Source organism: Thiocystis violacea (assembly GCF_016583565.1).
Taxonomy (GTDB): Bacteria; Pseudomonadota; Gammaproteobacteria; order Chromatiales; family Chromatiaceae; genus Thiorhodococcus; species Thiorhodococcus violaceus_A.
Map to the genome: position 1 here is coordinate 1 of NZ_NRRF01000042.1, position 22,564 is coordinate 22,564.

The following is a 22,564-nucleotide window of genomic DNA, read 5'->3' on the forward strand; positions in this document are numbered from 1 at the left end:
CGACTGAGCCCTCCCAGGTTCCTGGGCGACCCGTGCGTGCATGCCCTGCTCTCAGACCCCGGCGGAGTCTCGGCATCAGGCCAGTACAATGCCGAGACTGTTGCCTTCCGGTGATTGGAATGCGTCGGCTCCGCTGGCATCAGTTTCGGGGCTCTATCACACAGCCTACACGCCCCCTGTGTTCGCTTCGCAGCCGGGATCACTCCCGAACCACGCCACACTCGGTTCCGGTGGATGGCCAATCCTTACCGGCTCGGGACTTTCACCCGGTGGGCCGCAACAAGGAGTTTCCGATTCGCTTATCCGTCCGCTATCTTCCTCTCCTTCCAGGCTTTGCCTGGCGCAACCAACCGATGACCAAGGCGGCAGATCAGTCTCGGGAGAAATGGCCGCAAACCACCAAGGAGTGCGAACAAGCATGATCGCCACCAGCCCCCGGTGAGGTGCCAGCCTCCATCAATCCTCGCTGGCGATGACCTGTCTCGCGTCTTTGGAGCCTCCCGACCTCAGAGCACTGCGCCAGCACCCAGCTCGAACGTGCCTTCGGCATTCACCAGCTCATAGAGAATGTTGGCCTGCTGACAACCGCGCACGGCCTGGAGACGCTTCTCCGCATGCTCGCGCGCGCGCTCCGGGACATTGATCTCGAGATAGATCCGCGCCAGATGGAGGTGCGGCTCAGAGGCCAGACCCGGCTCGGTATCGGGCCGCACGGCGTCGAGCGCGCAATGCAAGTACTGGATCGCCGCCATCACATCCTTGCGGTGATACCACTTGATGATACCCAGCCGCGTGTACGGCTCCGTCAGGTCTGCCTCCGGCTCCTGCGCGAGCTTCTCGACCAGATGCTCCAGACAATTCTCAGCCGCGCCGAAATCGCGTAGCTCGCAATAGATGCCACAGAGGAAGCGGCCCAGAAAGGCGGACTTCGGATGCTGCCGCAACCCCCGGCGCACCACCTGCAACGCCGCCCTCGCGTGCTGCTGCGCCCGCGCCACCTGACCCGACTCCCGATAGGCGCGCGCCCGCGTCAATAGATCATGCGCCTCCTCGGCGACCGATAGATGAAGCTCACCATCCTCGAACGCACGTGGGTTCGGGAGGTGCGGCCTGCCCGCAGGCGCCTGATTTCCGAGACCGAACATGCCCATGGCGGAGTCCCTCCTGTTGCCTCACTCGTATTGCCTCAATAGGAACCTTGCACGCTTCTCAGCCTGAGCCGGCCCCAGACCGGGGGCCGGCACGTTCAACTCACTCAGGAAATATGGACATTCCGGCGGCGCAGGGGCGTCGCTGGCAGGTCGCAGCGCGGGGCGCGCTCAAAGAGCTCGACGAAGGACTCCAGATCCTGCGCAACGGCGTCGATCACGCCCATGGGCCCCGCCTTGTTCACCGTGTCCTGACGCCAGGCACCGTCCTGCGCGTCCGCCGCACCCAAAAGTCCCTCGGACTGATCCATGCACTGCGCGTGCAACTCCTTGCATTTCTTCTCCTTCAGATCGTGCTCCCGGATATGGTGCTCCGCCAATTGCTCGTAGCTCATCATGGTCCTTTTCCTCCGAAAGATTGGCTCGTGCCGAAAGATTGGCTCGTGTCTGCGTTGCTCGAAACCGCTGGACGGAACCCGCGAGCGACATCCATCGACCCCTGCCATGCCGAGATGGCGAGGGTCACCTCGTTTCATCGACGCCCGCTCACTGCGCACAGAAGGGGCGTGACGATCAGGGTGACGGCTGTCCAGCATTCAGGTCGACTTAGCGCACTTGGATGCTGAGCACCTCCTCGCCCTCTGGGTCGATCAGATGCACGGCACAGGCGATGCAAGGATCGAAGCTGTGCACGGTGCGGAGGATCTCGATGGGTTGCTCGGGATCCATGAGGCTGTGTCCCTGGAGTGCCGCTTCATAGGGGCCGGTCTGGCCCTGGGTGTCGCGCGGCCCGGCGTTCCAGGTACTGGGCACGACCGCCTGATAGTTGGCCGTCTTGCCGTCTTCGATCACGATCCAGTGGCCCAGTGCGCCGCGCGGCGCCTCCATGTGTCCCACGCCCTTCGCGGACTTGGGCCAGGTCGTCGGATCCCAGAGTGCCTCGTTGAAGGTCCGCAGATCACCCGCGCGAATGTTGGCCATGAGCTGATCGAACCAGCCGTCCATGGCCTCGACCATGTACTGAGTTTCGAGCGTTCGGGCCATCGTCCGACCCATCGTCGAGTAGAGGGCGTCGAACGGCAGCTCAAGCTGCTGCAGCGAGCCGTCCACCAACTCCTTCATACGGGCATCGCCCGTGGCGTAGAGCATCAGTGCGCGCGCGAGCGGACCGACCTCCACGGGTTTTCCACGCCAACGCGGCGACTTGAGCCAGGAGTACTGCTTGTCGACATCGAGTTGCTCGTATGGCGGCTCTGGCCCCGTGTAGGCGAACTCGGTCTCGCCGAGGTAGGGATGCAGCCCCTCGCCCTTGCCGGCCGAATAGTCGTACCAGGCATGCGCGACGAATTCCTGCACCTCGTCCTCGGCGTGCAGATCCACCTCATGGACCTGCGACAGATCGCGGTTCAGAATGACGCCGCCGGGCACCAGGTAGGAGCTGCGGTCGCCGAAGCCCTTGGCCGGGAAGTCGCCATAACACATGAAGTTGCCGACGCCCTCCCCCTGCGTGAACCAGTCCTTGTAGAAGCCGGCGATCGCCAACGTATCGGGGACATAGACCTGCTCGACGAACGCGTGCATCTGGCCAATGATGTTGCGCACCAATTCCAGACCGGCGACGTCAACCGCGGTACCAGCCTGGCCGCCGGAGTCGATGCTGATGGCGCAGGGCATGCCGCCCACGACCAGATTCGGGTGCGGGTTCTTGCCGCCAAAGATGGCGTGAAGCCGGGCGACGTCTCTTTGCCAGCTCAGCGCATCCAGGTAGTGCGCCACCGCCATGAGATTGGCCTCGGGCGGCAGTTTGTAGGCCGGATGCCCCCAGTAACCGTTGGCAAAGATGCCGAGCTGTCCGGCCTCGACGAAGCCCTTGAGCTTCTTCTGAACATCGGAGAAATAACCCGGCGACGACTTCGGATAGCGGCTGATGGACTGCGCCAGCGTCGAGGTCGCCTTGGGGTCCGCGCTCAGCGCCGAGACCAGATCCACCCAGTCGAGCGCATGCAGGTGATAGAAGTGCATGACGTGATCGTGCACGTACTGAGCACCCACCATGAGATTGCGAATGAGCTCGGCATTGGGTGGAATCGGATAGTCGAGTGCATCCTCCACCGCGCGGACACCCGCCATGCCGTGCACCAGGGTGCAGACGCCGCAGATGCGCTGGACGAAGGCCCAGGCATCGCGCGGGTCCCGGCCCTTCACGATGGTCTCGATGCCGCGCACCATGGTCCCGGACGAATAGGCTTGCTGAATCACGCCCCCATCCATCTGCGCCTCAATCCGCAGATGCCCCTCGATGCGGGTGATGGGATCGACAACGACTCTGGTGCTCATGCAGCGGCTCCTTGAATCGGGGTAACGGACCCGACCTTCTTCTCGTCAATCAGATGGTCGGCGACCAGCTCGACCAGACTCTCCACCCGTTTGTCCCAATGGTTCTTTTGCCGTCCCGCCTCGAAGTTCAGGCGGCAGCTCGCGCAGCTCACCACCACGGTGTCGGCTCCGCTCATGTTCACCTGCTGCATCTTGATCTTGAAGGACTCGTCGCGCAGATGGGTCGCGCGCTCGAGCAGGAAGATCCCCGCTCCGCCGCCGCAGCACCAGTTGAACTCCTTGTTGGCGGGCATCTCGACCAAGTCCGTACCCATCGCCTTCAAGACCGCGCGCGGCTCATCGAAGGCACCGCCGCGTCGGCCGGTCTTGCAGGGATCGTGGAAGGTGACCTTGCCCTTGAGCGGACTCAGCCGCAGCCGGCCGGCCTTGGCGTGCCGCCCCATGAACTCGGACATGTACATCATCTCGAAGGGCAGCGCGCCGCTCTTGAGCATCGGATTCCAGCGCAGCGCCGGATAGGCGTGACCGCATTCGGCGATGACCAGCGTCTTGGCGCCGATGCGCTGCGCGGCGGCGACGATGGGATCGACCTGTTTCTTCCAGAGAGACATGTCGCCGGAGAGCAGCCCGAAGTTCGCGCTCTCGAAGCCGTCGCTGCAGATCGTCCAGTCCACGCCGAGATGGTTCATGACCCTAGCCGTGGCCAGAAGTCCGTTGCCATTCCCCATGAGATCGACCGCGGAACTCAGGACCATGATCTCGGCCTGCGGCCTGTCCAAGGGGATGTCGACCCCGCTCTTCTCGCGGATGGTATCGATCATCTTGCGCAAGACATCGGCCGATGCGCCGAACACCGTCCCGTAATGCTTCTGCTCCATCCGCAGCGCGTCCAGCTCAGGCGGAACCAGTTCGGCCGCGACCAGAGCACTGCGCTGGTGATGGACCAGCGAAGCCGTGTCGATCCCCATCGGACAGACCATGGCGCAGCGGCCGCACTCCGAGCAGGAGTCGTAGACCAGCTCTTGCAGATCTTCGAGATCCTTGAGCTTGACCTCGCTGGTGACCAGCTTGTACCACCAGCGGAAGGGGCCAATCTCGCGTTGATACACCTTGCGATAGAGATTCATCTTGCGCATCGGCGCGTACTTGGAGTCGCCGGTCGCCTGAAAATAATGGCAGGCGTTGGTGCATTGGCCGCAACGGATGCAGCTCTCCAGCCACACCGCCTCGTCGGCATTGGTCTCCGCGATCAGGGTATCGATGGCCCGCCGAACCCGAACGCTATCGCTCAGGGTTGGCTTGGGCGCCATCTCACGCAGCTGAGTGATCTGACCGGCAAAGCCCTGACAGACCTGCTCGAACGACGGAAAGACGGGTGCTTTTGCGGTGACGGTGCTCATATCCGAACCCCTTTATGCGCGTAGGCAACGCCACTCTGGGCGCGCGAGAAAACGAACCAGAAGGCATGCATCAGCTTGCCGAACGGGAACCAGGCGAACAGCAAGGCGACGCTGAGGATGTGGATCGCCAGCATGGTCTCGTAGCGCGGCCCCAGGTGGGCAAAGGCCATCAGCCCCGTGACCAGTGGCGCCGCAATCACGACCCAGGCGAAGTAGTCACCCCAGGTCGAGCAATAGATCGCGGGTTTGGACACCCTCCGCATGATCAGGGCCAGCAGTGAAACCAGCGCGATGACGCCCACCGCCACGCCTGCGGCATTCGGCAGCCCCGGCCAAGAGAGCCCCGTCAATCCCGTGATGAACTCGATGTGCGGCACGATGCCGATCACGACGATCAGCGTCGCGATGTGAAAGACGTAGGCCATCGCCGTCTGATAGCGCGTGGCCGTGGTGAACTCGCCGCTCGGCCAGGCCCGACTGAACACAGTGCGGTAGCCCTTGAAATTGCCGAATGCATCCCGCGGACGAGACAGATCGGCGCCCCGTGTCAGGACGAGCACGCCGAGCAGGCGCCAGATGGTGCCCGCGATGAGAATGATGAGCGACCAGTGAATCGCTGGCCCTCGCGCAAAGTCTAAGAGCGTCATTCGATCCTATCCTCCAATATCGTCTAGCTGCGTGGACGGTTTGATCACTCCGGCAGGTCAGTCGCCAGAATGCAGATCCGCCTCTGTCTTGTGTTTCTTGCCGCGCGCCAACGCCGCCGCCCCCGCGCCGACAACGACACCGACGGTCGCGGCCGCGCCGATCTTCGGGCCGGATCCGAATTGACCCATGGGGACTGAGTCATAGATACCGCCCTTGTCCCAGAAATTCGGCTCCGAGCAGCCGATACAGCCGTGACCGGACTGGATCGGGAAACTCACTCCATCGTTCCACTTGACGTGCGCACAGGCGTTGTAGGTCTCCGGGGCCTTGCAACCCAGTTTGTAGAGACACCAGCCCTTGCGCGCGCCCTCGTCATCGAAGGTCTCGGCAAAGAGGCCGCGGTCGTAGAAGGGACGGCGATAGCAGCGGTCGTGGATGTTCTCGCCGAAGAAGGACAGGGGGCGTCCGATATGATCCACCTGCGGCAATGTGCCCATGGTGAGGTAGTGCGCGATCACACCCGTGATGGCCAGCGGCAGCGGCGGACAACCGGGGATGTTGATGATGGGCTTGTCGGTGATGAGTTCTTCGACTGAGACGGCCTGGGTCGGATTGGGCGCTGCCTTGGGCAGCCCGCCGTAGGCCGCGCAGGTGCCGACGGCGATGATGGCGGAGGCGCCGGCCGCCGTTTCCAGCAACATGTCCAGGTTGCTGATCCCAGCGATGGTCGAGTACGCCTTGACCATCGGGATCGAGCCATCGACCAGGAGCAGATAGTCACCGGCATGCGCATGCATCGCCTCCTCGCGGGCGGCTTCCGCCGCGCGGCCGGATGCCGCCTGAAGCGTGTGATGGTAGTCGAGCGAGATAAAATCGAAGATCAGGGATTCGATCGAGGGTGCGTTGGAACGCAAGAGTGCTTCCGTACACCCGGTGCACTCTTGAAAGGACATCCAGATCACGGATTGTCGCTGGGCCTTCTCCAGCGCCTCGGCCATGGCTGGGACCATGCCGGCCGGGATCGCCATCATGGATGCGGTCGCCGAACAGAACTTCAGAAAGGCGCGCCGACTGATGCCCTGGCTACGCAAAAGCTCGCCCAGGGTTGCTGCTGTGGCCATCGAATCCTCCTTCGTCGCTCGTGTTGGTTGGCCGGATCCAGATGTATCGGTTCTTATCATTTCAAGCACAGCTTGACTGAATCACGGCGTCATCGATTATCGAATCAAGAGTGAGCTCCTGAAATTAGCAAGCCCTGAACTCCACAAAATACTTATATAGCACATTACATGAATGAAGCGCCGCCTCACTCGAATTCGACGCTACCGCTTTCACACGAAATATAAGCATGTGAACACGGGAAAGTCACTTGACGCAGATCAAGCGTAGCACGAACTTCGCACCTAACCAGCCCATTTACACACTCAAGAAAAAAACGCAAAAACCCTTGAAATACATATAAAACCATTTGATTAAAACATATTATAAGGAAATACTTATTTATTTATTCAGTTAATTTCGAATTTAACTTTTTAACAGCTTCTTCGTGCTCGAAGACCCGGCGAGCAATCGAGCGCTGTTATTCCCAGGCTTCATCGGCATGGATAACACAAGACACATCAAGGCAGGCAAGCAAACCGTGCCCCTATAGAAACGAAGGCAAGCAACCATCCACCCGACGGCAATAGCGACCGGACATCGGTGCACATTGGAACATCGGATCACGACTTTAGTCTGAATTGAAATGATGCCGCCCGCCGAATCATGCAGGTGGTGACGGCGCATTGGACTCGTATTGAAACGCCATCAATCGGGAACGCCGATCGAGAAGCGCAACACTCCCCTTCACTCCGGAGTGAGAGCAGGCATCGAGCGGCTTGGCAGCTTGCGTGCCGAAGGGAGCCAGGCTGAAGCAGGCCGACCGCGAGGCATGCGATCGCCTGCAAAAGGGCCAGATAAAACTCAGGCTGGGGCGCGCGCCTGCAGCTGTGCCGCCATGATCTGGAGGAGAACCAGGAAAGCGTGCAGAGCGGATCGCACTCCGCCCGGTGTCATGGAAACAGCCGCCGGCACAGCCCCATGCGATGGGACAGGTGTGCACCACAGGCGCCAAGGCCATGAAGGACGCAGAACGGGTTCGCGCGCTTGTGGCGCGGAAGGATTAGCGCAAGAGGGAAGGCAGGGGGTCTGGGCGGGGCAAAGGGACGCCACGGCAGCTTGCAGATGGGTCGCCTCGAGTCTGAAGCGATGCCGTGGCCTGATGCGTGGATTCGCGCGTGATCAGAACACCAACGCGTAGAGCATCATCGCCGGAACGACGACGACCAGTGCGATGGAGACGATTTCGCTGACAGTCAGTTCCCTAAGAATTGCTGCATATCTCATGATGACCTACTCCCATACTTCCTGTTGATACAACTGGAAGTCGACGAAGACACAACGTGCTCACGCGCGACTCCAGACGACGAGACCTCTGTCGAAATCACATTAACTTATTAGAGTATTCTGATATTACTGTCAATAGTCATTTCTCTTTTTTTTGCGATCCTTGAGATACTTCACATCTTTGCTCTCAAAGGGCTCAAAATACCGCCAGGCGGCAATTTTGCGGCCCCTGACGGGGATGATTGCCGACCGGGAGACCCTCTCCCGACACCCAGATCGACCCAAACTGCTTGACAAGGCGAGCCCGCATCGAGGATCGAGCCTCCTTGCCGACTTACACACGGCGAAAACCTCAGCCGTCCATCATCAATGCTGGTAACGGCATCATCACCCGGAGTTGAAGCCGACTCCGCCCAGGCCGTCGACATGATCGAACGAAGTGCAACTCAGCCCCCAAAACCCGTCTTCGTCGGACTCTCCGGCGGTGTCGACTCCGCTGTAGCGGCACACCTGTTGCTTGAGCAGGGCCATGCCGTCGAAGCCCTCTTCATGAAAAATTGGGAGGAAGACGACGAGGCCGGCTACTGTGCAGCCGCCGAAGACCTGGCGGATGCCAGAGACGTCGCTGAGCGTTTGAAGATCCCGCTCCACACGGTGAACTTCGCGACCGAGTACTGGGATCGCGTCTTCGCCGATTTCCTGAGCGAGTACGCGGCGCTGCGAACACCCAACCCGGATGTGCTGTGCAACAAGGAGATCAAGTTCGCCGCCTTCCTGGAGCATGCTCAGGCTCTCGGCGCTGGCGCCATCGCGACAGGGCACTATGCCCGACGCACCCAAGACGCCGACGGCTATGAGCTGCATCGCTGTGCCGATGAGGCCAAGGATCAGACCTACTTCCTGCACCTCCTGAGCCAAGCCCAGCTCGCCGACGCCCGATTTCCGCTGCACGCGATCGCTAAGCCCCAGGTGCGCGCCATCGCCCGACGGCTCGGCCTGAAGAACGCGGAGAAGAAAGACAGTACGGGGATCTGCTTCATCGGCGAGCGACGCTTCCGGGACTTCCTCGCCCGCTACCTGCCGCGCGAGCCTGGCCCCATCGAGACCCCCGACGGCATCCGGCTCGGCGAGCATCAGGGATTGGCCTACTACACCATCGGCCAGCGGCAGGGTCTGGGCGTGGGCGGCGTGACGGCAGGGCGCGAGGCGCCTTGGTATGTCGCCGCCAAGGATGCCGCCGGCAACCGCCTGGTCGTGGTGCAGGAGACCCATCACCCGCTCCTGATGTCGACGGGACTGAACGCACTAAGATCCCATTGGATTAGCGGCCAGCCCCCAGCACCGCTCCCCTTCGCCTGTCTGTGCCGCCTGCGGCACCGCCAGCCGCTGCAAGACTGCGAGGTTCTGTCCGTCGACAACGGCCAATGCAGGGTGCGCTTCCTCGCGCCGCAGCGGGCGGTTACGCCAGGGCAATCGATCGTCTTTTATCGCGACACCCAGTGCCTTGGCGGCGCGGTGATCGAGCGTGGCTGGTCCGAGCCTGGATCATTCGACTGATTGGCACCCCCACGCACGCAGAGGCGCCGCCAGCGATTGCGTCGGACGGGGCTTCGGGTTGAAATGACCGACCACCGAAGGCTGCCGCGCATGGTGGCGGCTGCTGTTTCGCCTGCCGGAGACTCGCGCCTTATGGCACATGACAAGATGGCACATGACAATCGGGATCGCCTCATCGCCCTCGCCGGGCTCTATCAGGCGGTCAACAGCGTGACCCGCATCGCGCACCACGGGAGCGCGGATGCCGAGGTCATGGAGCCCTGCATGTACAGCCTGTTCCAGGTCGACTCGGACACGGTCGAGGCCGTCTTCGGCGAGCCAGGGGCGGTCATGAACGGGGCACGACAGATCGTCGCCCAGATGATGGGGCAACCCGAGCGGAATCTGGAGCTCACCCGCTATGTCGTCCAGGTCATCCGGCTCGAGCGCAGTCTCGCGAAGCGTCCCGACATGCTCGGCCAGATCGGCCGAGGCATCGAGCAGGCGGCGGACAAGCGGGAGCATTTCGCACTCCTGCATCCCAACCTCATCGCCCACTTCGCCGAGCTCTACAGCAGCACGCTCAGCCATCTGTCCCCGCGCATCATCATTCAGGGTGATCCCCTGCATCTGCGCAACCCGGACAACCAGAGCCGTGTCCGCGCCCTGCTACTCGCCGCGGTCCGCGCCGCCATGCTCTGGCGGCAAGTCGGTGGCAGCCGGTTCCAGCTGCTCTTCAGGAACCGCCAGATGCTCGAAGACGCCCGGCACTACATCGATGCCCACGCGATGTGACGCCGCGCGGGTGAATCCTCGATCCCTCATCCGCATGCCCGACTCCGCCGCTGGCGGCCAGGCATCTCCGGTCGTCTCCAGCGCGCCTATTGCACTGCAACATATGGCGTAAAGCCGACCCAAACGCTAGAATTTCGGGCTGTCACGAATCACGCAGACACGCCCCGGAGCCTTACATGCCGAATAGCTTCAATGCCAAGACCAGGCTGCACGTCGCAGGTCAAGATTACGAGATCTTCAAGCTCGACGCCGTCCCCGGCAGCGCCCGCCTGCCCTACTCGCTCAAGATCCTGCTCGAGAACCTGCTCCGGAACGAAGACGGCGTGACGGTCACGCGCGAAGATATCCAGTACTTCAGCAACTGGGACGCACAGGCCGAACCCTCGAAAGAGATCCAATACCGCCCTGCCCGCGTCCTCATGCAGGACTTCACCGGCGTGCCCGCAGTCGTGGATCTGGCCGCCATGCGAGACGCCATGCAGGCACTCGGCGGCGATCCGCGCAAGATCAACCCGCTACAACCCGCCGAGCTGGTGATCGACCACTCGGTCCAGGTCGATCACTTCGGCTCCGACAGCGCCTTCGCGCTCAATGCCGAGCTCGAGTTCGGCCGCAACCAGGAGCGCTACAAGTTCCTCAAGTGGGGCCAGAACGCGCTCGACGGCTTCAAGGTGGTCCCGCCCGATACCGGCATCGTCCACCAGGTCAACGTCGAGTATCTCTCGCGCGTCATCTTCCCCAAGCCGCTCGACGGCGTGACCCAGGCCTACTTCGACACCTGCGTGGGCACCGACTCGCACACCACCATGGTCAACGGCATCGGCGTGCTGGGCTGGGGCGTGGGGGGCATTGAGGCCGAAGCCTCCATGCTCGGTCAGCCGGTCTCCATGCTCGTGCCCAAGGTCGTCGGCTACAAGCTGACCGGCACCCTCAAAGAAGGCGTGACCGCGACCGACCTGGTCCTGACCATCGTCGATCGCCTGCGCAAGCACGGCGTGGTCGGTAAGTTCGTCGAGTTCTACGGCCCGGCGATCAGCACCCTGCCGATGGGCGACCGCTCGACCATCGCCAACATGGGCCCCGAGTACGGTGCAACCTGCGGCCTCTTCCCCATCGACCAGATCACGCTGGACTACCTGCGCCTGACCGGACGCGACGAGGCCCAGGTCGCGCTGGTCGAGGCCTACTGCAAGGCGCAGGGCGTTTGGCACACCGCGGATGCGGCCGAGGCCGACTACTCCGAACAGCTGGAGCTGGACCTGGGCGACGTCGTCCCGTCCCTCGCCGGCCCCAAGCGTCCGCAGGACCGCGTGCCGCTGACCGACATGGCCAGCCACTTCCCGGCCGCCCTGGCCGCACTCAAGAAAGAGCGCAACATCCCAGACAAGGGCGCCGCCAAGGCGATCCTCGACGGCCAGGAGGTCGCGATCTCCGACGGCTCCATCGTGGTCGCGGCCATCACCTCCTGCACCAACACCTCGAACCCGAGCGTCATGCTCGCCGCCGGCCTGGTGGCCAAGAAGGCCGCCGCGCGCGGGCTCAAGACAGCGCCCTGGGTCAAGACGGCATTCGGGCCGGGCTCCATGGCCGTCACCCGCTATCTGGATCGCGCCGGCCTGACCGAGCCGCTGAAGGCGCTCGGCTTCCACAACGTCGGCTACGGCTGCACCGTCTGTATCGGCAACACGGGTCCACTCCCCGAGCCGGTCTCCAAGGCGATCGCCGAAAACGACCTCTGCGCCGTGTCCATCCTCTCGGGCAACCGCAACTTCGAGGGCCGTGTGCACGCCGAGGTGCGCATGAACTACCTGGCGAGCCCGCCGCTGGTCGTCGCCTACGCCATCGCCGGGCGCATCGACATCGATCCCTACAAGGATCCGCTGACCACCGACGCCGCGGGCAATCCGGTCTATCTGAAGGACATCTGGCCGAGCCAGGCCGAGGTGAACCAGGCCATCACCGAGAACGTGACGCCCGCGGAGTTCACCAGCGCCTATGCGGACGTGTTCTCCGGCGATGCCCGCTGGCAATCACTGGAAGCCGCCGAGAGCCAGACCTATGACTGGCCGGCCGACTCGACCTACATCCGCAATCCGCCCTACTTCCAGGGCATGAGCCTGGATGTCGCTCCGGTGGAAGACATCACTGGCAGTCGCTGCCTGGCATTGCTCGGCGACTCCATCACCACCGACCACATCTCACCGGCGGGCTCGATCAAGCCCAACTCGCCAGCCGGAAAGTATCTGATCGAGAAAGGCGTGGATCCCAAGGACTTCAACAGCCTGGGCTCGCGGCGCGGCAACCACGAGGTCATGATGCGCGGCACCTTCGCCAACATCCGGCTGCGCAATCTCATGGCGCCCGGCACCGAGGGCGGCGTGACCCTGCATCAGCCGGGCGGCGAGCAGATGTCCATCTACGACGCCGCCATGCGGTACCAGGCGGCGGGCACGCCAGTCATCGTGATCGCCGGGAAGGAGTACGGTTCCGGCTCCTCGCGCGACTGGGCCGCCAAGGGTCCGCGTCTGCTGGGCGTGCGCGCTGTCATCGCCGAGAGCTACGAGCGCATCCATCGCTCCAACCTGGTCGGCATGGGCATCCTTCCGCTGGAATTCACCAACGGCGAGAATGCGCAGTCCCTCGGCCTGACCGGCACCGAGACCTTCGACATCCTTGGGCTGCACAATGGCGAGGCCAAGCAGATCGAGGTCAAGGCGACCGCCACCGACGGCACCGTCAAGCGCTTCACGGCCAAAGTCAGGATCGATACGCCGAACGAGGTCGACTACTACCGCAACGGCGGGATCCTGTCCTACGTGCTGAGAAAGCTCGCCGCCTAGGCTGGGCAAGGTGCGCGGCGGGGTCTGCCCGCGGCGCGCCTGCACAGACTCGGCGTACTCGGCAGCCGCCAGCATTTCCCCGCGGACTGCGCGATGATGCGCGGTGATCGCCAATCTCGACGGCGTCCGACGGCGTCCGTCGACCCCTAACCCAAACGACACGATCGAGCAGCGACTGAGTCACGCAACGACTGAGTCACGCAACGACGTCCACACCGGAGCCAATCATGCCGACGGAGCTTTCCACCCTGACCGCCGTTTCACCGGTGGACGGCCGCTATGGGGCCAAGACCGCTGATCTCAGAGACATCTTCAGCGAATACGGCCTCATCCGCAGACGTGTCGAGGTGGAGGTGCGCTGGCTGCAGGCCCTGGCGAAACACCCCGACATTGCCGAGGTGCCCGGGTTCTCGGCCGACGCCAGCCGACTCCTGGACGCCATCGTCGCGGACTTCAGCCTCGCCGAGGCCCAACGCATCAAGGACATCGAGCGCACGACCAATCACGACGTCAAGGCCGTCGAGTACTTCCTGAAGGAGCGCATCGCCGGGAACGCGGAGCTGAGCAAGGTGAGCGAATTCCTGCATTTCGCCTGCACCTCCGAGGACATCAACAACCTCTCCCATGGCCTCATGATTCGAGCCGGTCGCGACGCGGTACTGCTGCCGCTCATGGATGAGGTCATCGCGGCCGTCCGTGACCTGGCACACCGCAACGCCGAGTTGCCGATGCTGTCGCGCACACACGGCCAGCCCGCCTCGCCGACCACGCTGGGCAAGGAGATGGCCAACGTCGTACAGCGACTGCGGACCCAGCGCGCGCGCGTCGCCGAGGTCGCCCTCCTCGGCAAGATCAACGGCGCCGTCGGCAACTACAACGCCCATCTGTCGGCCTATCCCAATGTCGACTGGCCCCGGCTCGCCGAGGACTTCGTCGGCGCGCTCGGCCTGACGTGGAACCCCTACACCACTCAGATCGAGCCACACGACTACATGGCGGAGCTGTTCGACGCCATCGTCCGCTTCAACACCATCCTGATCGACTTCTGTCGCGACGTCTGGGCCTACATCTCGGTCGGATACTTCAAACAGCGCAGTGTCGCGGGCGAGGTCGGCTCTTCGACCATGCCACACAAGGTCAACCCCATCGACTTCGAGAATGCCGAGGGCAACCTCGGCATCGCCAACGCCATCCTCGAGCACCTGGCCGGCAAGCTGCCGATCTCGCGCTGGCAGCGCGACCTGACCGACTCCACCGTGCTGCGCAATCTCGGTGTCGGTATCGCGCATGCACTCATCGCGCTCCAGTCGCTGCTCAAGGGCATCGGCAAGCTGGAGGCGGACCCCGCCCGCTTGGCCGCGGATCTGGATGCCAACTGGGAAGTCCTCGCCGAGCCCATTCAGACGGTCATGCGCCGTTACGGGGTGGAGAAGCCCTATGAGAAGCTGAAGGAGCTCACGCGCGGGCGCCGCATCGATCCCCAAGGGCTCGCCATCTTCATCGAGACGCTGGACATCCCGGCGCAAGCCAAGGCCGAGCTGAAGGCGATGACGCCGGCAAGCTACATCGGACACGCCGCCCGTTTAGCGCGCGAGGTCTGAGACTCATCACCATCGAGGCGCGCGGGCCGTCACCGTGGCCGCGCACCGCTGATGTCTTGAGCCTGCCCACCTGATGGCAGGGTTGGTCGGCCAACCCCTGACACCCGAGACTCGTCGGCAGACTCCATTCCAGGAGACCCAAGGCTGAACGGGGTTCAGTCCTGCGCACCCGCGCCGACGACAAGCGACTGAACCAGCCCGCCGCGCCGCCAGAGGTACCTCAGCCGCTTCGCCGTGATGGTCCAAGTTGTCCCGAGACAGGGAACGAGCTCGACGCAAACCACTTCACCGCGGCGCAGCCGGCCATCCAACTCCGCGACACGCCCCTCCAGCTCCGCGAGCCCACGCAGCCAGCCATCGAGATCGCGGTCGATGAGTGCGGACCAGAGGCTGTCGATGAAGACGAGCGCGGGCTGCGCGCTCGACACGGCGCGCTCCCAGGACAGGTCGGCCTGGAGATGCCTGCCACCACCCAGCCGGGCCAGTCCGGCGATCAAGGGGTGATCACCAATCATGAGCGCCGGGGGCTGCTGGGCAAGGGTCGGCAAAAGCCCTCCGCCCCAGGTCCAAAGGCCGTTGATCATCGGCCGGCCCTGGGATTCACGGCGCCGATTCACCGGACTTGCGTGGAAGAGCATCTGCGCTTCGTTCATGAGCCGCATCCATTCGCGCGCACCAGGCCCCTCGGGCAGATGCGGCGCCATGGTGTCTCCGAGCACCTGATGCAGCGGGGTCGTTCGAAGCTCGGGGTCAGACTGCACGCGCAGGTACCAGCGACCCGCAACGGGCGCGAGCAGGTGGAGCCCGTCGCCCGCGAAGTGCGCGTTGAAGGCGTCGATGAGCGCGTCCGCCTCCTCCCGGGTCGGCAGGAGGGCTTCCCCGGAGAACACCCGCAACTGGTCGCGGTCCGGCCGCAGGTGCACAGGATCGGCACGCATCCAGAAGCCATCGACAAGCGTCTCCGGCTCCTCGCCCAGCAGACTCAGGGGGCCTGTCGGCACATCCCGCTCGGGATCCGTCGCAACACCGCCGGCACGCAGACAGGCGAGATAGGGATCGAGCGTCGTGCCCGCCGCAGGACGACCGCGGGCGAGCCAGCGGGAGAGCACCGGCGTCTTGGGAAACGGCCGGGGGATCAGCGGGACCGGGCCGAGCAGTCCAGGGCAGATGAGCGTCACGTCGGGCGTGGGATCAGACATGGCGGAAATCAGAGCGCCGACAGACCCCGCGCAAGATCCTTCTGGATGTCCTGGACATCTTCCAAGCCGACGGCAACCCGCAAGAGCCCATCGGAGATCCCGGCCTTGGCGCGATCCTCGGGGGTCAAGCGGCCGTGCGTCGTGGTCGCCGGGTGCGTGATGGTGGTCTTGGCGTCACCCAGGTTGGCCGTGATCGAGATCATGCGGGTCGCATCGACCACGCGCCAGGCCGCGTCCTGTCCGCCCCGCACCTGGAAGGCAACGATGCCACCGCCGGTGCGCTGCTGATCGCCAACCAGCGCATGCTGGGGGTGACCCGCCAGCCCCGGATAGAAGACCCGCTCGACCGCCGGCAGGGTCAGCAGCCACTCAGCCAGCTGAGCCGCGGCGCCGGAATGCGCGAGCATGCGCAGCTCAAGGGTCTCGAGCCCCTTGAGAAAGACCCAGGCGTTGAATGGACTCATGGTCGGACCGGCGGTTCGCAGAACGCCGTAGACCTCTTCTCCAACCTGCTTGCGATCTCCGACAACGGCGCCGCCCACGCAGCGCCCTTGGCCGTCGAGGTATTTGGTCGCCGAGTGGATGACGATGTCCGCGCCCAGTTCGAGAGGTCGTTGCAAAGCCGGGGTACAGAAGCAGTTGTCCACCACCAACAGACAACCGCGCCGATGCGCGATCTCGGCGAGACGGCGCAGATCGACCATCTCGGTGAGGGGATTGGATGGCGTCTCGCAGAAGAGCAGCCGCGTGCGCGCATCGATGGCCGCCTCCCAGGCGTCCAGATCGCTCAGCGGGACATAGTGGGTTTCGATGCCGAAGCGCGCGAGGTACTTGTTGAACAGCATGGTGGTGCTGCCGAAGAGACTGCGCGAGGACAGAATACGGTCGCCCGCCTTGAGCAGGCCCATGCAGGTCGCGAGGATGGCCGCCATGCCGGAGGCGGTGGCGACGCAGCAGTCTCCGCCCTCAAGGCTCGCGAGCCGCTCCTCGAAGGCGCGCACCGTGGGGTTGGTGAAGCGTGAGTAGATGTTGCCTTCGAGATCGCCCGCAAAGCGGGCCGCGGCCTCCGCGGCACTCTGGAAGACGAAGCTGGAGGTCGCGAAGACCGGCTCGCTGTGCTCGCCCTCGGGCGTGCGCCGATGACCGGTGCGGATCGCACGGGTCGCGAAGCCAGCGTCCAGGTCGAGATCCGATAACTCACTCAAGGCGATGACATCACTCCGAGTTGTAGAGATCGATGGCGCTCTCGTCAGCGGCGTAGCTGCTCTCCTTGGCGCCATCGTTACGACGGGCCTCAAGTGCTTGCAGATACGCGGGCGTGACGTCGCCCGTGACATACTTGCCGTCGAAGACGGAGGTATCGAAGCGGTCGACGTCTGACTTGCCCCTCTTCTGCACCGCCTCGATCAGGTCGTCCAGGCTCTGGAAGATCAGACCGTCGGTCCCGAGCTCGCGCCCAACCTCCTCTTCGGAGCGCCCGGACGCGATCAGCTCGCTGGCAGCCGGCATGTCGATCCCATAGACGTTGGGATAGCGGACCGGTGGCGCCGCGGAGGCGAAGTAGACGCGGCGCGCGCCGGCGTCGCGAGCCATCTGAATGATCTGCTGCGAGGTCGTCCCACGCACGATGGAGTCGTCGACCAAGAGGACGTTCTTCTTGCGAAACTCCAGGTCGATCGCATTGAGCTTCTGCCGCACCGAGCGCTTGCGCACCTTCTGACCCGGCATGATGAAGGTGCGTCCGATGTACCGGTTCTTGATGAACCCCTCGGCATAGTTGATGCCGAGCTGATTGGCGAGTTCCAGGGCAGCGGTGCGGCTGGTGTCCGGCACCGGGATGACGACGTCGATGTCGTGGCTCGACCACTCGCGCTTGATCTTGGCCGCGAGCTTCTTGCCCATGCGCGAGCGCGACTTGTGCACCGAGATGTTGTCGATGATCGAATCCGGGCGTGCGAAGTAGACGAACTCGAAGAGGCAGGGCGAGAGCACCGGCTGAACGGCGCATTGACGGGTATGCAGCTCGCCATCGACGGTGATGAGGACGGCCTCCCCCGGCGCGATGTCGGCAATGAGCTTGAAGCCGAGCGTATCCAGCGCGACGCTCTCGGAGGCGATCATGTACTCCGTCCCCTCGGGCGTCTCGCGGCGGCCGTAGACCACCGGGCGGATGCCATGCGGATCGCGGAAGCCGAAGACGCCGAAGCCCGGGATCATGGCGACGGCCGCATAGCCGCCCCGACAACGGCGATGCACGCCCGCGACTGCGCGAAAGATATCCTGCTCGTCGATCCTGAGCTTGCCCTGGATCTGCAGCTCGTGGGCAAAGATGTTCAGGAGGATTTCAGAGTCCGACCCGGTGTTCAGATGACGCAGGTCATCGACTAGGAGATCGCGCTTGAGGTCTTCGGCATTGGTGAGATTGCCGTTGTGCGCGAGGACGATGCCGTACGGCGAGTTGACGTAGAAGGGCTGTGCCTCAGCCGAGCTGGAGGCGCCCGCCGTGGGATAGCGGACGTGACCGACGCCCATGGTGCCGAGCAGCCGGATCATATGACGCACTTGGAAGACATCCCGCGCCAGACCGTTGTCTTTGCGCAGGTGAAGCTTGTCACCTTGACAGGTCACGATCCCCGCAGCGTCCTGACCACGGTGCTGTAGGACCAGCAGGGCGTCGTAAAGGGCTTGGTTGACCGGGGTTTTCCCGACGATTCCGACGATACCGCACATGAGAGACCTTTCCCGCGCCTCAATCGGCGGTCAGACACAGATGAGGGAGCCAAGCAGCTTAACTCAGAGAGACCCGCTCCATCAACCCGCTCAGACAGACGGCAAGGCGTGCCGCGGGTTAGATCTGCTTGAGCTTGAGCTGAACGTCCTCTGGAACCAGGCTGAGCATCCAGCCAGCGACACCTTGGAAGTCATCGACCATACCGGACTGCTGCCACCAAGGCTCCGAGGGCAAGGGCGTGAGTGCGACCAGAAAGACACCCATCGCCACGATGACGACACCCCTGGCACCGCCGAAGAAGAGGCCCAGCAGGCGGTCGACCCCCGTCAACCCGACCTTGTCGACGAAGGCCGTCAAGAGTGCTGCCATCACGGCGCCGAGCAGCAGCGTCAACAAGACCAGCCCCACGAAAGCCACGGCGACACGCACCTCAGGTTGCGAGAACTGAGAGACCAAGAGGTCGGCCACATCCCGATGGAAGAGCCACGCGACGACCAGCGCCAAGATCCAGACGCCGAGCGAGACCACTTCCCGAACGAGACCACGCGCAAGTCCAACCAAGGCGGACAACAGGATGATGGCGATGATGCTGTAATCGACCCAGTTCATCTGGATTCCTCAAATGTGTCTGCGCGGGCGTGGATAGAGGGATTTCGATCAACGCCGTCGGTGCGATCTTGAGCCATCGCTCCAAGGCGGCATGAGGCGCCGGAGACGCGCTGCGATGGAGCGCGCTGAATCAAGGAGAGAGCTTCATCAAAGAGATCGCTGCATCAAGAATCGTATCGAAGCTAAGGATAGCGTTGAATCAAGGTATCCAGTTTCTGCTTCTGTCGCAGCTTCGCAGCCGTGCGCTCGGCCGCATCGCGGTTCACTTCAGGCCCGACGCGCACGCGGTAGAACAGCTTCCCACGGACTTCGGCACGCTCGACGAAGGCGGTGAAGCCCGCACTCTTGAGCTTGCCGGCCAACTCGTTCGCGGAGTTGGACGACCCCAGACTGGCCACTTGCACGACCCACGAAGGCACGCCATCGGTCCTCGGGGGCGGCGGTGCTGGCGCCGCGGCGACCTCTCTCTTCTTCGGTGGCGCTGGCGTCGCGGCCGTCTCCTTCTTCGGCGCAGCCGGTCGCTGGGATACGGCTCGCGCAGGGGCGACGGGCTCGGCGGGCGGCAGGGGCTCGAAGGGTGTCTGCACGCGCGCAGGCGTCTCGACGCGACCGATCTGCCCTGGCTGAGCATCGCCGATCATTGGATCAGCGTCCTGAGGGGACTCCGGCATCGGGAGGCCAAGCGGCTCACCTTCGACGGGCCGCGCGACCTCGGCACCATCTGCAATCTGCTCGGACAGCGGGGAGGTGGTGTCCGCCTCGAATCCTTGATCGAACCCGGGCTCATCTGGGAGCAGCGTCTCAGCATCCGGCGGAGCAAGCGAATTGTCCTCGAACAGCATCGGCACGAAGATCACCGCCAGAGCGACGATGACAACCGCGCCTACCAAACGCCTCTTGGCCCCTTCTTGCATAAATCTTCACCCAATTGCCGAGCAGTTCAATCGTCGCCCGCAGGTTGATACCGCGCCCCAGACAGTGAGGCTCGGCCAAGTATACCCCGTCACTCATGGCTTCAGATACCGGCCGAATGGCGCAGCGCCTGACCAACCGTGGTGAAGGAACCGACGACCAACACGCAGTCACCCGCCTGAGAAGCGGCAAAAGCGGAGTCCAGCGCGGACTCGACATCCACGAACGACTGCATCGCACCTACCCCCAATGAGGCGCCGAGACGTCCACTGAGCTCCTCGACGGACATGGCGCGCGCATCGTCACTCTGAGCCAGGTACCAGGCATGCACGAACGGCCGAAGCGGCTCTGCAATCGACTCCGGCATCTTGTCGGAAAGCACGGCGAGAACGGCGCGCACGACCCCCGCGCATTGAAATCCTTGCAAATTGCTCGCGAGGCATTGCGCGGCCTCCGCATTGTGGGCGACGTCGAGGATCCAGGTCACGGTGCCCGGTATCACTTGGAACCGACCAGGCAGCAGCGCTCGCTGGAGACCCATGCGAACGGCGGCCGAGGAGACGGGCAGGCGATCACGGAGACATTGGAGCGCAGTGATCGCGGCGGCCGCATTGTCCAGCTGAAAGCCGCCCCGCAGCGCCGGGATGGGCAATGCCAAGCGCTTGCCATCACTCCCCGCCAGGATCCAGCCGGACTCCGCCGGCTCGCGCTCCATCTCTCGACCGAGCTGAATCGGGCGGGCACCCATGCGCTCTGCCTGGCCGCGCAGCGCGGCCGGCGCGTCGCGCTGCCCGATGACCGCCGGACGCCCGGGCCGAAAGATACCTGCCTTCTCCAGCGCGATCTCGTCCAGACTCTCACCGAGCCAGGCCGTATGGTCATGCCCGATGGTCGTGACCAGGGACACATCGGCGTCGATGATGTTGACCGCGTCCAGGCGCCCGCCGAGACCGACCTCGAGCACGGCAAGATCGGGCCGCTCCCGCGCGAAGAGATCCAGGGCAGCGAGCGTCCCGAACTCGAAGTAGGTCAAGGACACCTCCTCGCGCGCGCCCTCGACACGGGCGAAGGCCTCGCAGAGACGCCGGTCAGAGACCGGCTCGCCGGACAGTTTCACACGCTCGTTGTAATCCACCAGATGCGGAGAGGTGTAGCTCGCGCAGCGATAGCCGGCGGCCAGGGCCATGGCCTCGATCATGGCAACGCAGGATCCCTTGCCATTGGTGCCCGCAACCGTAATGACCGGACATGGGAACACCTCTGGCCCGAGACGCCGCCACACGGCGGCGACGCGCTCGAGACCCAGGTCGATGCCTTTGGAATGGAGCGAGACTTGCCAGCTCAGCCAGTCCTGGAGCGTCTCCGGACGAGCCATCTGCAGGGGCGTCTGCTCGGGCTGGAGGGTCGCGCCCCGCGTGGCGGGGATGCCCGGATCCGACGCGGCCATACCTCTGGATCAGACCGGAACGACGGTGCGGCAGTAACGCGGCCGAGCCGAGAGGATCGCCAGCAGATCGGCGATCCGCTCGCGCAGATCGCGGCGGTCGATGATCATGTCGAGCGCGCCTTTCTCCAGCAAGAACTCGCTGCGCTGAAAACCCTCCGGCAATTTCTCGCGCACCGTCTGCTCGATGACGCGCGGACCGGCGAAGCCGATCAGGGCATTGGGCTCGGCGATGTTGATATCACCCAGCATGGCCAGGCTGGCCGAAACCCCGCCCATGGTCGGGTCGGTCATCACGGAGATGAAGGGCAGCGCGCGCTCGCGCATCTTGCCGAGCGCGGCGCTGGTCTTGGCCATCTGCATCAGCGAGAAGAGACTCTCCTGCATCCGCGCGCCACCACTGGCGGAGAAGCACACGTAAGCCGAATCCTGCTCCAGGGCGGCATCCACCCCACGCACGAAGCGCTCGCCTACGACAGAGCCCATGGAGCCGCCCATGAAACCGAACTCGAAGGCTGCGGCGACGATGGGCGCGTCCTTGAGGCGACCGCGCATCACGACCAAGGCTTCCTTCTCGGAGGACTGCTTCTGCGCCTGGGCGATGCGATCCTTGTACTTCTTGAGGTCCTTGAACTTGAGCGGATCAAGCGACTCCAGCCCCTCGCCGATCTCTTCGCGGCAGTCGGGGTCGAGAAAGGCCTCCAGACGTTTGCGCCCGCTCAGGCGATTGTGGTGGCTGCACTTGGGGCAGACTTCCAGGTTCCGTTCGAGCTCGGCCCGGTAGAGGATGGCATGACAGCCGGGGCACTTGGCCCAGACGCCCTCCGGGACCGCGCGCTTGGTGCTGGCCTCGATGCGGATCCGGCTCGGAATCAGCTTCTCGAACCAGCTCTTGCCCTTGTCCATCGCCTGTTTCACTGTGCCACCTGCTCGGGTTTGGTCTTCGGGTTATTGGTCTTCTGGCTGTTGGAGCGCGAGT

The 22,564-nt window shown here is 63.8% G+C and carries 17 protein-coding genes; 4 read left to right on the forward strand and 13 right to left on the reverse strand.

Translation table 11 applies throughout. From position 1 onward, the window contains the following. Positions 1-506: 506 nt before the first annotated feature. From CKO23_RS15985 to CKO23_RS16010, 6 genes are all read right to left on the reverse strand, one after another. Positions 507-1,151: a hypothetical protein gene (locus CKO23_RS15985; RefSeq protein WP_200332818.1), complete on the reverse strand. Its 645-nt coding sequence runs from the start codon at positions 1,149-1,151 to the stop codon at positions 507-509. 104 nt (positions 1,152-1,255) lie between these two features. After that, a complete protein-coding gene (locus tag CKO23_RS15990; RefSeq protein WP_200332819.1) occupies positions 1,256-1,546 on the reverse strand; it encodes a hypothetical protein in 291 nt (96 codons plus the stop codon). Between the two features lie 208 nt (positions 1,547-1,754). Continuing rightward, entirely contained in the window at positions 1,755-3,485 is a 1,731-nt protein-coding gene (locus CKO23_RS15995) for a nickel-dependent hydrogenase large subunit (protein WP_200332820.1), read from the reverse strand. Further along, on the reverse strand, positions 3,482-4,885 hold the full coding sequence (locus CKO23_RS16000) for a (Fe-S)-binding protein (RefSeq protein WP_200332821.1): 1,404 nt from the start codon (positions 4,883-4,885) through the stop codon (positions 3,482-3,484). The genes CKO23_RS15995 and CKO23_RS16000 overlap by 4 nt, the downstream gene beginning before the upstream one ends. Then, complete coding sequence (locus tag CKO23_RS16005) at positions 4,882-5,532, reverse strand: nitrate reductase (protein WP_200332822.1); 651 nt, start codon at positions 5,530-5,532, stop codon at positions 4,882-4,884. The genes CKO23_RS16000 and CKO23_RS16005 overlap by 4 nt, the downstream gene beginning before the upstream one ends. Positions 5,533-5,589: 57 nt before the next feature. Further along, positions 5,590-6,654: a hydrogenase small subunit gene (locus tag CKO23_RS16010; RefSeq protein ID WP_200332823.1), complete on the reverse strand. Its 1,065-nt coding sequence runs from the start codon at positions 6,652-6,654 to the stop codon at positions 5,590-5,592. A gap of 1,690 nt (positions 6,655-8,344) precedes the next feature. Between CKO23_RS16010 and mnmA the strand changes: the two genes are divergently transcribed. From mnmA to purB, 4 genes are all read left to right on the forward strand, one after another. Beyond that, the gene (gene mnmA, locus CKO23_RS16015; protein ID WP_200332824.1) at positions 8,345-9,475 is read left to right on the forward strand and encodes a tRNA 2-thiouridine(34) synthase MnmA; all 1,131 of its coding nucleotides are present in this window, start codon (positions 8,345-8,347) and stop codon (positions 9,473-9,475) included. A 132-nt stretch (positions 9,476-9,607) separates the two neighbouring features. Beyond that, positions 9,608-10,249 carry a high frequency lysogenization protein HflD gene (hflD, locus tag CKO23_RS16020; RefSeq protein WP_346014619.1) on the forward strand — a complete coding sequence of 214 codons (642 nt, stop codon included), beginning with the start codon at positions 9,608-9,610 and terminating at the stop codon, positions 10,247-10,249. Between the two features lie 176 nt (positions 10,250-10,425). Beyond that, positions 10,426-13,089, forward strand: coding sequence for an aconitate hydratase AcnA (gene acnA, locus CKO23_RS16025; protein ID WP_200332825.1), 2,664 nt, complete (start codon positions 10,426-10,428; stop codon positions 13,087-13,089). Positions 13,090-13,316: 227 nt separating this feature from the next. After that, entirely contained in the window at positions 13,317-14,690 is a 1,374-nt protein-coding gene (gene purB / locus CKO23_RS16030; RefSeq protein WP_200332826.1) for an adenylosuccinate lyase, read from the forward strand. 155 nt (positions 14,691-14,845) lie between these two features. Here purB and CKO23_RS16035 read toward each other — a convergent pair whose 3' ends face one another. From CKO23_RS16035 to accD, 7 genes are all read right to left on the reverse strand, one after another. Beyond that, a complete protein-coding gene (locus CKO23_RS16035; RefSeq protein ID WP_200332827.1) occupies positions 14,846-15,889 on the reverse strand; it encodes a phosphoglycerate mutase in 1,044 nt (347 codons plus the stop codon). An 8-nt stretch (positions 15,890-15,897) separates the two neighbouring features. Then, positions 15,898-17,094, reverse strand: coding sequence for an O-succinylhomoserine sulfhydrylase (locus CKO23_RS16040; protein ID WP_242482489.1), 1,197 nt, complete (start codon positions 17,092-17,094; stop codon positions 15,898-15,900). Positions 17,095-17,104: 10 nt separating this feature from the next. Further along, on the reverse strand, positions 17,105-18,619 hold the full coding sequence (gene purF / locus CKO23_RS16045; protein WP_200332829.1) for an amidophosphoribosyltransferase: 1,515 nt from the start codon (positions 18,617-18,619) through the stop codon (positions 17,105-17,107). 118 nt (positions 18,620-18,737) lie between these two features. Continuing rightward, positions 18,738-19,229, reverse strand: coding sequence for a CvpA family protein (locus CKO23_RS16050; protein ID WP_200332830.1), 492 nt, complete (start codon positions 19,227-19,229; stop codon positions 18,738-18,740). 182 nt (positions 19,230-19,411) lie between these two features. Next, positions 19,412-20,143: an SPOR domain-containing protein gene (locus CKO23_RS16055; RefSeq protein WP_200332831.1), complete on the reverse strand. Its 732-nt coding sequence runs from the start codon at positions 20,141-20,143 to the stop codon at positions 19,412-19,414. 101 nt (positions 20,144-20,244) lie between these two features. Then, entirely contained in the window at positions 20,245-21,516 is a 1,272-nt protein-coding gene (gene folC, locus CKO23_RS16060; protein WP_200332851.1) for a bifunctional tetrahydrofolate synthase/dihydrofolate synthase, read from the reverse strand. 81 nt (positions 21,517-21,597) lie between these two features. Next, positions 21,598-22,491, reverse strand: a complete 894-nt coding sequence (gene accD / locus CKO23_RS16065) for an acetyl-CoA carboxylase, carboxyltransferase subunit beta (RefSeq protein WP_200332852.1) — start codon at positions 22,489-22,491, stop codon at positions 21,598-21,600. Between the last annotated feature and the right edge of the window lie 73 nt (positions 22,492-22,564).